Annotated in this window: 13 protein-coding genes; 7 read left to right on the top strand and 6 right to left on the bottom strand. The window is 43.0% G+C overall.

Annotated features, from left to right (window positions below):
* Positions 1-38: 38 nt before the first annotated feature.
* Positions 39-1,259 carry an ABC transporter permease gene (locus tag BLS59_RS05750; RefSeq protein ID WP_091146004.1) on the bottom strand — a complete coding sequence of 407 codons (1,221 nt, stop codon included), beginning with the start codon at positions 1,257-1,259 and terminating at the stop codon, positions 39-41.
* Between the two features lie 133 nt (positions 1,260-1,392).
* Here BLS59_RS05750 and BLS59_RS05745 point away from each other — a divergent pair, with 133 nt between their 5' ends.
* The 3 genes from BLS59_RS05745 (at position 1,393) to BLS59_RS05735 (ending at position 4,954) form a co-directional block, all read left to right on the top strand.
* Entirely contained in the window at positions 1,393-2,595 is a 1,203-nt protein-coding gene (locus BLS59_RS05745; protein WP_091146000.1) for an exo-beta-N-acetylmuramidase NamZ family protein, read from the top strand.
* A gap of 31 nt (positions 2,596-2,626) precedes the next feature.
* Positions 2,627-3,544: a methionyl-tRNA formyltransferase gene (fmt, locus tag BLS59_RS05740; RefSeq protein ID WP_162842560.1), complete on the top strand. Its 918-nt coding sequence runs from the start codon at positions 2,627-2,629 to the stop codon at positions 3,542-3,544.
* A gap of 612 nt (positions 3,545-4,156) precedes the next feature.
* Positions 4,157-4,954 carry a DUF3050 domain-containing protein gene (locus BLS59_RS05735; RefSeq protein ID WP_091145994.1) on the top strand — a complete coding sequence of 266 codons (798 nt, stop codon included), beginning with the start codon at positions 4,157-4,159 and terminating at the stop codon, positions 4,952-4,954.
* Between the two features lie 2 nt (positions 4,955-4,956).
* Here BLS59_RS05735 and BLS59_RS05730 read toward each other — a convergent pair whose 3' ends face one another.
* The gene (locus BLS59_RS05730; protein WP_317039750.1) at positions 4,957-6,267 is read right to left on the bottom strand and encodes an anthranilate synthase component I family protein; all 1,311 of its coding nucleotides are present in this window, start codon (positions 6,265-6,267) and stop codon (positions 4,957-4,959) included.
* A gap of 103 nt (positions 6,268-6,370) precedes the next feature.
* Between BLS59_RS05730 and BLS59_RS31500 the strand changes: the two genes are divergently transcribed.
* On the top strand, positions 6,371-6,517 hold the full coding sequence (locus tag BLS59_RS31500; protein ID WP_162842559.1) for a hypothetical protein: 147 nt from the start codon (positions 6,371-6,373) through the stop codon (positions 6,515-6,517).
* Positions 6,518-6,746: 229 nt separating this feature from the next.
* On the opposite strand, the gene BLS59_RS05725 is transcribed toward BLS59_RS31500, so the two are convergent.
* From BLS59_RS05725 to BLS59_RS05715, 3 genes are all read right to left on the bottom strand, one after another.
* Positions 6,747-8,024: an adenylosuccinate synthase gene (locus BLS59_RS05725; RefSeq protein ID WP_091145990.1), complete on the bottom strand. Its 1,278-nt coding sequence runs from the start codon at positions 8,022-8,024 to the stop codon at positions 6,747-6,749.
* Positions 8,025-8,070: 46 nt separating this feature from the next.
* Positions 8,071-8,538 carry a Fur family transcriptional regulator gene (locus BLS59_RS05720; protein ID WP_091145988.1) on the bottom strand — a complete coding sequence of 156 codons (468 nt, stop codon included), beginning with the start codon at positions 8,536-8,538 and terminating at the stop codon, positions 8,071-8,073.
* 109 nt (positions 8,539-8,647) lie between these two features.
* Positions 8,648-10,870, bottom strand: a complete 2,223-nt coding sequence (locus tag BLS59_RS05715; protein ID WP_091145985.1) for a RelA/SpoT family protein — start codon at positions 10,868-10,870, stop codon at positions 8,648-8,650.
* A gap of 108 nt (positions 10,871-10,978) precedes the next feature.
* Between BLS59_RS05715 and BLS59_RS05710 the strand changes: the two genes are divergently transcribed.
* From BLS59_RS05710 to bshB1, 3 genes are read left to right on the top strand one after another with little or no spacing between them, the layout of a single operon-like run.
* A complete protein-coding gene (locus BLS59_RS05710; protein WP_091145981.1) occupies positions 10,979-11,593 on the top strand; it encodes a DUF4294 domain-containing protein in 615 nt (204 codons plus the stop codon).
* A 2-nt stretch (positions 11,594-11,595) separates the two neighbouring features.
* Entirely contained in the window at positions 11,596-12,096 is a 501-nt protein-coding gene (locus BLS59_RS05705; RefSeq protein WP_091145978.1) for a glutathione peroxidase, read from the top strand.
* A 14-nt stretch (positions 12,097-12,110) separates the two neighbouring features.
* Positions 12,111-12,830: a bacillithiol biosynthesis deacetylase BshB1 gene (gene bshB1, locus BLS59_RS05700; protein WP_091145974.1), complete on the top strand. Its 720-nt coding sequence runs from the start codon at positions 12,111-12,113 to the stop codon at positions 12,828-12,830.
* Positions 12,831-12,907: 77 nt separating this feature from the next.
* Here bshB1 and BLS59_RS05695 read toward each other — a convergent pair whose 3' ends face one another.
* Positions 12,908-13,345, bottom strand: coding sequence for a hypothetical protein (locus BLS59_RS05695; protein ID WP_091145970.1), 438 nt, complete (start codon positions 13,343-13,345; stop codon positions 12,908-12,910).
* Positions 13,346-13,430 lie beyond the last annotated feature (85 nt).

Here is a 13,430-nt window from a genome sequence, read left to right as displayed (position 1 = left end):
TGTTTAATAAATCCAAAATTCGGTATTGGATATTCCCCCTATTTAAATCTGATAGCCTTTACCGGCGAGATCTTACTCACCAGCATTGATGGGATAAGCAGCACCAGCAAGCATACGGCCAGCGTGCCAATGTTAAGGAGCAGCACATCGGTAAATTCTATTTGTACGGGTACAAAGTTCATGTAGTACGATGCCGGGTCGAGCTTAAAAAAGTGGGTATGCTGCTGAAAGTAACCGAGGCCGAGGCCCAGCGTATTGCCCAACAGCAAACCAAGGCCTATGAGGTAGGTGGCATTCAGTAAAAAGATCTTCTGGATATTCCAGTTAGAAGCGCCCATGGCTTTAAACATACCAATCATGGCGGTACGTTCCAGTATCATGATGAGCAGGGCCGAGATCATGTTGATGACGGCCACAACGATCATCAGCACCAGCATAATTACCGAGTTGACATCTATGAGCTTAAGCCATTCAAATATGGTGGCGTAATCCTCAGTTACGGTGAAGGATTTTAGTTTGATGGGCAATATCTCGTCCAGTTTATCGGCGGCATAATCTACCCGTTCAAAATCAGATACGCGCATTTCGTATGCCCCTATTTCGTTGGGTTTCCAGCCGTTGAGGCGGTTAATGAGCGACAGATCGCCGATTACAAAGGTTTTGTCTACCTCTTCAACACCAATATTAAAAATACCCTTTATTTTAAAGGGACGCTTACGCAGCGGCTCCTGCACAAAATACATCAGCAGTTTATCGCCTACCTTTAGTTTAAGGCGGTCGGCAGTGGTTTGCGACAGCATGATCTCCTTTTGAGCCTCAACAGAATCGGTAAAATCAATAACCTGTCCGGCAACCAGCATCCGCTTAAAATAACTCCAGTCGTAACTTTTATCTACACCTTTCAGCACCACACCTTCAATTTCGTTATTGGCTTTAATGATGCCGGGCTTAGTGGCAAAGGGCATTACCCGGGTAATCAGCGGACTTTTAAGTGCGCGTTTTACAAAATTGCTATCAGCCAAAAATGGCGAGCTTTCGTATGATCCGTTCAAATCATATTTTAACACCCTTATATCTCCCGCAAAACCGCGAACCTTTTCGCGTATTTCGTGTTTAAATCCTTTAACAATGGCTAAGGAAAGTATCATTACCCCCAAACCCAGCATAATACCCACAATGGCAATGCGCACAATCAGTTTTGAGAATGTACGTTTTGACTTAAATGTTATACGGGCGGATATAAAGGAGGCGAAACTCAATGCAGAATGATTTTTTGTACCTTCGCAAATATGCGGTTTTGCTATTAAACCTGCTACTTTTAAAATTGTTTCAACACATTATTTTATGATAAAGACGCGTGTTTTTTTTCAATGTGCTTTAATTACAGTTTTAATGTCGAACACTGCATGTGGCAGCCTTAAAACACATCCCCCCCAAAAGGCCGATTCTGTTAAGTCAACCGGGAAGGTTAATGCAGAAATAATTACCGGCGCCGATCAAATCCCCCTGTATATTGACTATATTAAGGGAAAAAATATTGGGATGGTGGTTAATCAAACTTCTGTTATCGGCAGCAAGCTTACGCCCAGTGTTGATAGCCTGTTGAAACTTGGCATTACCATTAAAAAAATATTCGGTCCCGAGCATGGTTTCCGGGGCGACGCCAGTAACGGCGCCAGCGTAAACGATGCCGTAGATGCCAAAACCGGCCTGCCCGTGATATCGCTTTATGGCAACAAGCATTACAAACCCACGCCCGATGATTTAAAAGGCATCAACCTCATGATATTTGATATTCAGGATGTTGGCACGCGCTTTTATACCTACATATCAACCCTGCACTACGTTATGGAGGCCTGCGCCGAAAACAATGTAGAGTTGATGATATTAGACAGACCAAACCCCAACGGTAACCTGGTAGATGGCCCCATATTGGATACCGTGGCCGTAAAACGCACGTTTGTGGCCATGCACCCCATCCCCATTTGCCACGGCATGACCATTGGCGAATATGCCCAAATGATAAACGGCGAAGGCTGGCTAAAAAACGGCGTAAAGTGCAAGCTCAATATTGTAAAGGTGGCCAACTACAACCATGCTTTACCTTATAAGTTGCCGGTAAATCCATCGCCCAATTTAAATACCGAGCAGTCGATACTGCTTTACCCAAGCGTGTGCTTGTTTGAGGGTACTACTTTTAGCTTGGGGCGTGGCACGCTTTTTCCCTTCCTGGTGCTGGGGCATCCCGCGCTTAAAGGCAAATACGATTTTTCATTTACGCCGGTAAGCATTGCGGGCATGAGCGAAAATCCGCCGCAGAAAGATAAGGTATGCTATGGCATTAGTTTAAAAGATTATAGCAACACTGCCATAAGGGATATGGGCCACATTAACCTTAAATGGCTCATAGATTTTTATAAAGTGTTCCCGGATAAACCGCATTTTTTTATAGCCTATTTTACAAAGCTTGCGGGCACACCACTGCTGCAGCAGCAAATTGAAGCCGGTAAAACCGAGGACGAAATCAGGCAGAGCTGGCAACCCGGCTTAAAAAAATTCAATACCGTACGTAGTAAATACCTTTTATACCAATAACAAGAAGAAGCAAATTTAACAAGCATATAACATGAGAATTGTATTTATGGGTACCCCCGAGTTTGCCGTTGCATCGCTTGATGCCTTAATTAAAGCGGGCAGCGATATTGTGGCCGTAGTTACCGCGCCCGATAAACCGGCAGGCAGAGGAAAAAAGCTAAGTGAATCGGCAGTGAAACAATACGCGGTTGCCAATGGACTTAAAATACTACAGCCCGAAAAACTAAAAAGCCCCGAATTTATTGCCGAACTGCAAGCATTGAAAGCCGATTTGCAGGTGGTGGTAGCCTTTAGGATGCTGCCCGAAGTGGTATGGACAATGCCCGCAAAGGGAACCATTAATTTACATGCTTCGTTATTGCCGCAATACCGTGGCGCCGCCCCCATTAACTGGGTGCTTATTAATGGCGAAAAAGAAACCGGCGCAACTACCTTTTTCCTGAAACATGAAATTGATACCGGCGATGTGCTATTTACCGAAAAAATAACCCTCACCGGCAATGAAGCCGCCGGCGACCTGCACGACAGGCTAATGAACAAAGGCGCGGGCCTGCTGGTAAAAACAGTAAAGGCAGTAGAAAGCGGCAGATATAACGAGCATCCGCAGGTGCAATTACTTACCGGCGAGGAGCTTAAACACGCCCCAAAAATATTCAAAGAAGATTGCCTTATCGACTGGCTGCAACCTGCCGAAGCCATATACAACAAAATTCGCGGGCTAAGTCCGGTGCCCACCGCCTATACCGATCTGAACGGTAAAACTTTAAAGATCTACGCATCGGAATTGTTGATAGACGAACCTGCCATACAACCCGGCGGTTTCCTAACCGACAATAAAACGTTCCTGAAGTTTGCCGCCAAAGGTGGTTTCATCAGCCTTAAAGATGTACAGCTGGAAGGCAAGAAACGCATGGGTATCGAGGATTTTTTAAGGGGCGTGAGGTTGTAGTGGGGATGAAATCTGTTGGGGTATAAAACCTCTTTACGAGGCACAAAGCAATCTCCTGCAGTCGCTCGGCTCCAGCCTACAAGTGTTGGGAAGACTAAATTTTAATAAAAAGGTTGTCATTTCGACGAGCCTGCATGGAAATTGCGTGTGAGCGGCAAGGAGAAATCTTCTACGAAATGCTAAGTTCAATTGCATATCGTAGAAGATTTCTCCTCGTACCTCGTTCGAAATGACAACGCTTTTTATCTTCCCAACACTTGTGGGCTGGAAGCGAGCGACGGTGGTGTGCCTTTTAGGGAGATCTACTAAATAACGATCGGCTATGCCTACTCATTCGACTCACCCCGGCTGCGCTTCGCTGGCCGACCCTCTCTTCAGCTTCGCTGGAAAGAGGGTTAAGACGTTTTTTTAATATTTATCCTGTAATAGTTTAAACCAACCCAATCCCTCTTTCCAGCGAAGCTGAAGAGAGAGGGTGTCGAGCGCAGCGATGATGGGTGAGTCCTCTGCTCAAAGTTTAATCCCCAGCATCAACATAAAGTCAAAAAACTCAACACTTTCCCGTTTACCAAGTCCATTTACTATTTTTGCAATCTTTATATTATAGTACCAATGGCAAATCATAGCGACAGAATTGAACTTTTAAAAACCCAAATACAGCCTTTACGCGAGCAGTTAATACAGCACGAGCTTTATAAAAACATCAACTCGCTTGATGAGCTTACCGTTTTTATGGATCATCATGTTTTTGCCGTGTGGGATTTTATGTCGCTGTTAAAATCGTTACAGCAAAAACTTACCTGCACCGCTACGCCCTGGATGCCAACCGGCAATGCCAATACCCGTTACCTGATCAATGAAATTGTTACCGGCGAAGAAAGCGATGTAGACGAGTTGGGCAACCGTACCAGCCACTTTGAATTGTACCTCCGTGCCATGCAGCAAGCTGGCAGCGAGGCTATTGCAATCAACAACCTTTTTCACGAACTCAACTTCGGTAAACATATAGATGAGGCACTGATTATTGCCGATATCCCCCTGGCAGCCCGTAACTTTGTACAGCACACCTTCGAGGTTATAAATAACAATAAGAACCACGTACAGGCAGCAGTTTTTACCTTTGGCAGGGAAGATCTGATACCAGATATGTTTGTAAGTATAGTGAAGGAACTAAGTCGCCAGTTGCCTGGCAAGGTTGATATTTTATTATACTACCTGGAACGCCATATTGAGGTAGATGGTGATCACCACTCGCACCTGGCCTACGAAATGACTGCCGAACTTTGCGGCAATGACGATACCAAATGGCAGGAAGCAACCGTTGCCGTACAGGAAGCGTTGCAGGAACGTATTGCCCTTTGGGATGGTATCCTAACCAGCATTAAAGCACAGGTTACTGTAGCGGAGTAATTTTATAGCACACCGCCCAAAACTTCTAAAATAGCTTTTGCCTTAAGCAGGCATTCTTCGTATTCCTTTTCGGCTTCGGCATGGTAAGTAATGGCACTGCCTACATGGAAAGACAGGTAGCCCGTTACCGAATTATACAGCAGCGTGCGGATCACCACGTTGAAATCAAAATCATCATCGGGACTAAAGTACCCTACCGCGCCGGAGTATACCCCGCGCCTGCTGCGTTCGTAATGTTCCATCAGCTGCATGGCGCTTACTTTGGGCGCACCGGTCATGCTGCCCATTGGGAAACTGTTTTTGATGGCCTGCACCGCCGATAGTTCATCGCGCAGTTCACACACCACGGTAGAGATCATCTGGTGAACATGCCTGAAGCTATAAATACCGAACAGGTCCTCGGTTTTAACGGTACCTTGTTTAGCCGATTTGGTAAGGTCGTTACGTACCAGGTCAACTATCATTACGTTTTCCTGCAATTCCTTGGGATGGTTGCGCAGTTCTTGTTTTACCAGTTCATCGGTCTGGGAGTCGGCCTCTCTTTTGGCGGTACCCTTTATGGGTTGCGAAATTAATTTAGAACCCCGCTTTGCCAAAAATCTTTCGGGCGATGCACCCATAATATAATTGTTCTTCCATTTAAAAAATGTGGCGAACGGATTTGGCGAAATTTGGTTGAGCTGGAAAAATATGGTGAGCGGATTGATCTGCATGCCGTCGGCAAAAAATTCCTGGCAAAAATTGGTTACATAAATATCGCCGCGATTGATGTGCCCGCGTATTTCTTCCACGGTATCCACATATTCCTGCCTCCCGAAACGCGATTGCAGACTGACGCCCACTGACGGACTACTGACGGCTACTGACGGATCACTGACGGCTACTGACGCACTACTGACGGCTACTGACGAATGTTCAATCAGCTCCAGCATCTGCTGTGGATCGTCGGCAATTATCTCCACCGTTTCGCCCTTTATAACGATCAGATATTGTGGGGCAAAAAAATACAGATCGGGAAATTCCAGCCCGTCGGGATTTTGGGACGATAGTTTTTCTACCTCATTTTTAAGGTCGTACTCAAAAAAACCCGTTATCCAACCGGGGTTATCCTTGCGAAAGGTTTCCAATTGCTCAAATGCATCGCCTGTATAGGCGGTTACTTCAGCCCGGGCACCAACGGCTATAAGGGTATCAAACTTGCTGTACGGATCGGTAAACTCGTTGGAATCCAGGTAACAAACCGCATCAAATACCGAAGCCCATTGCAGGGCCTTTTGCTTAAAAATACTGATGTTGGGTGGGGTAATGGTCACGGGGCAAAATTAACCTTTATGGCGTATTTTATGTAACAATGATTGAGTTTATCTATCTTAGCTATAATACCAAACAGTTAGCATAAATTATATAACCTACCATATGAATACTAACGAAACAAAAACCGTCTTCGGAAGAAAAGAAATAATTATTCTGATGGCTATATGCCTGTCATACAGCATCTGGACGGTATCCTACAAGTTAGGCAAGCAGCTTGCATTGAGGGATAATATTGCCAATACCAAGTAAAGGAGCGACCTTAAAGGTTCAACACGTATTAAAAAGTTGTCATTTCGAACGATAGTGAGAAATCTTATATGATTTCCAGGCCGGAATGTATAGTGGGAATTGGGGTGTAGAAGATTTCTCCTCATGCCCCTTTCACAATTCCCTCCCAGATTCGTCGAAATGACAATGACCAACAAAAAAAGGCAAACTGAAAATTCAATTTGCCTTTTCCAATCTTGTAAATTGGCTATTAGTGTAATACCAAAGTTTGTTTCCTGTCTGGCCCTACTGATAGGTATTTAACCGGTACACCAAGCTCTGCTTCTAAATAATCAATATAGTTTTGCAGTTTTTCCGGGATTTCGTTTAGTTCGGTAATGCCTGTTAAATCTTCGTTCCAGCCATCAATTTCTTTCAGGATAGGCTCCGGACTAACCGAACAAATATCATAAGGCATATAATCTATCTTTTCGCCTAAGTAGTTGTAGTGGGTACAAGCATATATCTTATCGAAACCGCTTAGTACATCTGCTTTGGTCATTACCAACTGGGTAACGCCATTAAGCATTATAGCGTATTTTAAGGCCGGCAGATCAATCCAACCGGTACGGCGGGGCCTTCCAGTGGTTGCGCCAAATTCGTGGCCTATCTGGCGTAATTCTTCGCCCATTTCGTTATCCAGCTCCGTTGGAAACGGACCACCGCCAACACGTGTGCAATATGCTTTAAAAATGCCTATTACATCGCCAATTTGCTGCGGGGCAATACCTAAGCCGGTACATGCGCCTGCTGCTGTTGTGTTTGAGGAGGTTACAAATGGGTATGAACCAAAATCAATATCAAGCATGGCACCCTGTGCGCCTTCTGCCAATACTTTTTTACCTTTTTTAATATAGTCGTTCACCAGGTGCTCAGAGTCAACCAGCGGAAACTGGCGAATGTATTCCAGCGCCTCAAAGAAAGCAGCTTCGCGCTCGCTGAAATCGGCCACATCGCCATATAATGATTGCAGCATAGATACATGCTTATCAACCAGTTTCTGATAGCGTTCTTTAAAATCCGGCAGGGTAATATCGCCAATGCGCAAGCCGTTACGGCCTGTTTTATCCATATAGGTTGGACCTATACCTTTTAACGTTGAGCCAATTTTACCATCGCCCATTTTCTTTTCAGAAGCGGCATCAAGCAATTGGTGGGTTGGTAGTATCAAATGTGCCTTTTTGGCTATCAGCAGGTTCTTTTTAGCTAAAAGATCGTGCCCTGCAGCCTTTAATTTATCCAATTCCTTTTTAAGGGTAATTGGGTCAATTACTACACCATTACCTATAAGGTTCATGGTATTTTCAAAAAATATGCCCGATGGGATTGTATTTAATACAAATTTTTTACCGTCGAATTCCAAAGTGTGCCCGGCATTAGGGCCGCCCTGGAAACGTGCAATCAGGTCATAACCTGCACTAAGCACATCAACAATTTTTCCTTTACCTTCATCGCCCCATTGGAGGCCTAATAATACGTCAACAGCCATTAATTTATCTTAAATTCAGTATTTATATATAAGAAAGGGGGCAAAGTTATATTTTTCTATCACAATTACCTGCTCTTAATTTAGCACAATTGCCATAAAGATTTAAAGAGTGGTGTTTTATTTCGAATTTTAATATATCGCCCATCATGCTCTGGATCTGCTGAATACGCGGATCGCAAAACTCAACTACCTTACCGCAGTCGATGCAAATGATATGATCATGCTGTTTATAGCCGTATGATTTTTCAAACTGGGCCATGTTTTTACCAAACTGGTGCTTGGTAACCAAATCGCACGATACCAGTAACTCCAGCGTGTTATAAACAGTAGCGCGACTAACACGGTATTTTTTATTTTTCATGTGGATATACAATGATTCCACATCAAAATGATCTGTACGCGAGTAAATTTCTTCGAGTATTGCAAAACGCTCGGGCGTTTTACGCAGGTTTTTATTTTCAAGGTAAGCCTCAAAAATCTTTTTAACCAATGCTATAGTATCCTGTTGGGGCATAATAGTCTGTTAAGCAGGCAAAGTTATTAATAAAATATGGAAGTGAGAATCAAGAGTTAAGAATCAAGAATTAAGATAAAAATGTGATCTTGATTCTTGACTCTCTTCCTTAAGACGCTTTTTCAATCACCGAATCAAACCGATGTACGCCGGTAACGCCTTTAAGCTGTTTTAAGTTTTTAATAAGGTTATCAAGATGGCTGGTATCGTTCACATAAAGCATTAATGAACCTTCAAAAATGCCATTATCGCTATCAACTGTTATAGACCGGATATTTACCTTAAAATCATTGGATATTACGGTGGTAAGTTTGTTTATCAAACCAACCTCATCAATACCTGTAATACGCAGGCCAGTTAAAAACGCGAGTTCCTGCTGATTTGTCCAGCGGGCTTTAACAATACGGTAGCCATAATTTGCCATTAGCTTGGCAGCATTAGGGCAATTGGTACGGTGAATTTTAATGCCATCGCTCACGGTAACAAAACCAAAAACATCATCGCCAGGGATGGGATTACAGCAATTGGCCAACTTATAATCAATCTTTTGCATATCCTCACCAATAAGCAGCATATCGCTGTCTTTTGATTTGAGGTTACGCATCAGGCTTTGCACCTGCTCCTGCTCTATCTTATCCTGTGGTTTGTTTTCGACAGTTTTTTCAGAGATCTGATATTCCTTCAAATCTTTCATATCAATAATGCCCTTGGCAACATTATAAAAAAGATCCTGGGTAGATTGCAGCTTGAAAAAATAGCTCAGCTTATGCAGATTTTCGGAATTATAGGTAATCTTGAGCGATTTCATTTTTCGCTCCAGAATCTCCTTACCGTCCTCTGCAATTTTGCGTTTTTCTTCCTTTAAGGCTGATTTTATTTTGGCTTTAGCTTTAGCCGTAACCACAAAATTCAGCCAGTCCTCCTTTGGGGTTTGCTTGCCCGAGGTGATGATCTCTACCTGGTCGCCATTTTGCAGTTTGTAACTTAGGGGTACCAGCTTATGATTCACTTTGGCACCAATACAGCTTGCGCCAACATCGGTATGTATCTCAAACGCAAAATCAAGCGCTGTTGCATTTAACGGCAGTTGAATCAGGGCTCCCTTGGGCGTAAAAATGAAGATTTCATCACTAAAGAGGTTCATTTTAAAATCGTCAAGGAAGTCAAGCGCGTTTGAATCGGGGTTTTTAAGCATATCCCTAACCTTTTGCACCCATTGGTCGAGCCCGCTGTCTGTTGATGATTCCTTGTATTTCCAGTGCGCTGCAAAGCCTTTCTCAGCAATTTCGTTCATGCGTTTGGTACGAATCTGCACCTCAACCCATTGCCCACGCGGCCCCATTACCGTGGTATGCAATGATTCATAACCATTTGCCTTCGGCGATGAAATCCAGTCGCGCAGCCTGTCTGGATTAGGGCGATACTGATCGGTAACGATAGAATATGCCTTCCAGCAATCGGCCTTTTCCTGCTCAGGGGTACTATCCAGTATAATCCTTATGGCAAAAAGGTCATAAACCTCCTCAAAAGGGATAGACTTTTTCTTCATCTTATTCCAGATGGAGTGGATAGATTTTGGGCGGCCGAAAAGATCGGCATGTAAGCCCTGGCCTTCCAGTACTTTATTTACCGGCTCAATAAAATCGCGGATAAACTTTTCGCGCTCGGCCTTTTTCTCGTTCAGTTTATTTTTAATGAAACTGTAGGTTTCGCGCTCCATGTATTTCATGGAAAGGTCTTCCAACTCAGATTTTATGGTGTATAAACCAAGCCTGTGCGCCAGCGGAGCGTATAGATAAACGGTTTCTGACGATAGTTTAAGCTGCTTATCGCGCGGCATAAACTCCATTGTGCGCATGTTATGCAGGCGGTCGGCAAGCTTTATCAATATCACCCTTACGTCATCGGCCAGGGTAAGCAGCATTTTACGGAAATTCTCGGCCTGCAGCGAGCTATTGGTATCAAATACGCCCGATATTTTGGTTAGGCCATCAATAATTTTGGCCACCTTTTTACCAAACTCCATTTCAATATCATCCAGCGTCATGTTGGTATCTTCAACAACATCATGCAGCAGGGCGCACACTATGGAAGTAGTACCCAGGCCAATTTCTTCGGCGGCTATCTGGGCTACAGCAATAGGGTGATATATGTAGGGCTCGCCGCTTTTACGGCGCATATCTTTATGGCTTTCAAGTGCCATATCAAAAGCCTTGCGTATCATGCGCTTATCGCCCTTTTGCAGGGTTGATTTACACGCGCGCAACAGGGCCCGGTACCTCTTTAGTATCTCATTTTTTTCGGCTTCCAGATCGATCACTAAATCTTTCATATATATGATAGTACGGTATATTTTATATAAACTTGTAATAAAATTTATTATTACAGATTATATTGAAATACCACAAAAAATTGCGTTAATTTTGTATTAAGTAAAATTATGAAATTTATTGGCTTTTTGTTGTTGTTTTGTTGCATAATGGGCGAGGTAAATGCCCAATCAACTAAACCTGCGCCAGTAGTTCTCGGCAAAAATGACACTATCCGGGTTGCCATTACCAATGTAGACGGCGAACTGATACCTTGGGTAGTTTGCCCCGAGGTAAAAATAAGAGATAGCCGCATATTTGCCAGCGATGCCGACAGGGATAATTACCGCCGGCTAAGATACAATGTATTTAAAGTATTGCCTTATGCCCGTTTCGCAGGCAACAGGTACCGCCAGTTACAACGCGATCTGGCGCTTACCGCCGACAAAAAGAAGCAGAAGGAATTAGTGAATACCTGCGAAACCGAAATAAAAACTTTATTCAACAAGGAAATAAAAAATCTGTCGATAAATCAGGGTGAGGTTTTAATTAAACTGATAGACCGCGAATCTGGCACCACCAGCTATGCTATGGTTAAGGATTTGAAAGGCGGTTTTAAAGCATTCATGTTTCAGTCAGTAGCCAGTATATTTGGCCACAACCTTAAAGAAACCTATGACCCTGAAGAGCAGAAAGATATCGAGGCTATCCTAAAAGATGCCGGATATACTTCCACTAACAACTAATAATGGATAATACAAGCATCTACAAGTTTAATGTTCAAAAGTTAAACGGCGATGAGATCAGCTTATCAAACTATCAAAATAAAGTACTTTTAATAGTTAATACCGCATCTCAATGTGGCTTTACACCTCAGCTTAAAGACCTGGTTGAACTTAAAAACGAATTTAAGGACCAGGATTTTGAAATACTGGCATTTCCCTCAGATGATTTTGGCGGGCAGGAACCCCTGGAAGGTGCCGGCATAGCTGCTTTTTGCGAAAACGTTGGCACAAATTACCCGGTATTTGACAAGATAAGGGTACGCGGACCATACGCGCATCCGCTTTACCAGTTTTTTGCAGATAAAAAGAGCAATGGTAACCTGCGATCTGTACCGAGGTGGAACTTTCATAAGTTTCTGATTGACAAAGAAGGGCATGTAACCGACTTTTACTATCCCTTTACCAAACCTACTTCATCAAAGATCAGGAAAAAGATCGGCCGCCTTTTAACGGCAGCTCATTAGCACAAACACAAATCATGAAATTAGATATTTTAGTTTTATCGGTACACCCCGATGATGCCGAACTTGGTTGCTCGGGCACTATTTTAAAACACATAGCCCTTGGCCATAAAGTTGGCATAGTTGATCTTACCCGTGGCGAATTAGGCACGCGCGGATCGGCTGAGATTCGGGATGAGGAAGCGGCAGCTGCTGCAAAAATATTAGGACTATCGCTACGTGAGAATCTTGCCCTCCCCGATGGCTTTTTTGAAAATACGAGGGAATATCAGTTAAAAGTGATCGCGGCTATTCGCAAGTACCGCCCGGCTATTGTTATTACCAACGCCTATCATGACAGGCACCCGGATCATGGCCGTGCAAATGAACTGGTAGAAGCTTCGGCGTTTCTTTCGGGTCTGCGCAAAATTGAAACCTTTGATGATGGCAATTTACAGGAAGCATGGCGGCCAGATATGGTTTTACACTTCATACAGGATAATTACATAAGGCCCGATGTTGTGATCGACATTACCGAATACTGGGATAAAAAGGTGGAAAGCATATACGCATATGGTTCGCAATTCTTCAATCCGGATTGGAAAGGCGAACCGCAAACCTATATTTCAACACCCGAATTTATAAATGTAGTAGCTGGCCGCGCGGCCGAATTTGGCAAAAGCATACAGGTTAAATATGCCGAGGGTTTCACCAGTAGAAAAATTTTAGGCGTAGATAATTTATTTAGTCTTAAATAATATATATTTAACTATAAATAAATAAGTCGCTATTTTTAGACAAAATAGCGACTTATTTTATATTATGAATTTAATTATTAAGCTTTAATATATTCAAACCGATTATTTTCATTACTTCTTTCCCTTCTTAGTTTGTTCTCATTGGCAAGCTTTAACAGGATGCCAGATAATTCAGAGGTTTTAAAGTCAGAGTCGAATTGATCTTTACAGTAATTAGCTATCGACGAAATTGAACGTGTAACATCAAAGAAATCTGTTGATAACAACTGGTTCAATATTTTAGTTGCGCCTGGTTTTTTACGCCCCGCAGCCGAAAGATTATCGTCATCTGAACGTACTTTACGGCCTTTTTTGCTAAATAATTCAGATCCCTCAGCATCGCCTTTTTCTGATTCAATCATTACATCCAGCAGTCTTTCAATAATTTTCACTTGTACTGCTTCCGACTGGAATGAGTTTACAACTTCGGCTACTTCAACCAGTTGTTTCTTTAATTTTTCAATGTGCTTGCTCATGATTTAATATATTTACTCTAATAGGGATCGTACAAATCTAAACGGAATAATAATTAAAAATATAGCCTATTTTGGTAAAAAAATA

This window comes from Mucilaginibacter pineti, assembly GCF_900101875.1.
Classification (GTDB): Bacteria; Bacteroidota; Bacteroidia; order Sphingobacteriales; family Sphingobacteriaceae; genus Mucilaginibacter; species Mucilaginibacter pineti.
This window is presented reverse-complemented; position numbering and strand designations above follow the sequence as displayed.

Excerpts from the sequence above, each read along its gene's own strand:
- BLS59_RS05745 (WP_091146000.1), top strand. The coding sequence starts at position 1,393 with ATGTCGAACACTGCATGTGGCAGCCTTAAAACACATCCCCCCCAAAAG.
- fmt (WP_162842560.1), top strand. The coding sequence starts at position 2,627 with ATGAGAATTGTATTTATGGGTACCCCCGAGTTTGCCGTTGCATCGCTT.
- BLS59_RS05735 (WP_091145994.1), top strand. The coding sequence starts at position 4,157 with ATGGCAAATCATAGCGACAGAATTGAACTTTTAAAAACCCAAATACAG.
- BLS59_RS31500 (WP_162842559.1), top strand. The coding sequence starts at position 6,371 with ATGAATACTAACGAAACAAAAACCGTCTTCGGAAGAAAAGAAATAATT.
- BLS59_RS05725 (WP_091145990.1), bottom strand. The coding sequence starts at position 8,024 with ATGGCTGTTGACGTATTATTAGGCCTCCAATGGGGCGATGAAGGTAAA.
- BLS59_RS05720 (WP_091145988.1), bottom strand. The coding sequence starts at position 8,538 with ATGCCCCAACAGGATACTATAGCATTGGTTAAAAAGATTTTTGAGGCT.
- BLS59_RS05715 (WP_091145985.1), bottom strand. The coding sequence starts at position 10,870 with ATGAAAGATTTAGTGATCGATCTGGAAGCCGAAAAAAATGAGATACTA.
- BLS59_RS05710 (WP_091145981.1), top strand. The coding sequence starts at position 10,979 with ATGAAATTTATTGGCTTTTTGTTGTTGTTTTGTTGCATAATGGGCGAG.
- BLS59_RS05705 (WP_091145978.1), top strand. The coding sequence starts at position 11,596 with ATGGATAATACAAGCATCTACAAGTTTAATGTTCAAAAGTTAAACGGC.
- bshB1 (WP_091145974.1), top strand. The coding sequence starts at position 12,111 with ATGAAATTAGATATTTTAGTTTTATCGGTACACCCCGATGATGCCGAA.
- BLS59_RS05695 (WP_091145970.1), bottom strand. The coding sequence starts at position 13,345 with ATGAGCAAGCACATTGAAAAATTAAAGAAACAACTGGTTGAAGTAGCC.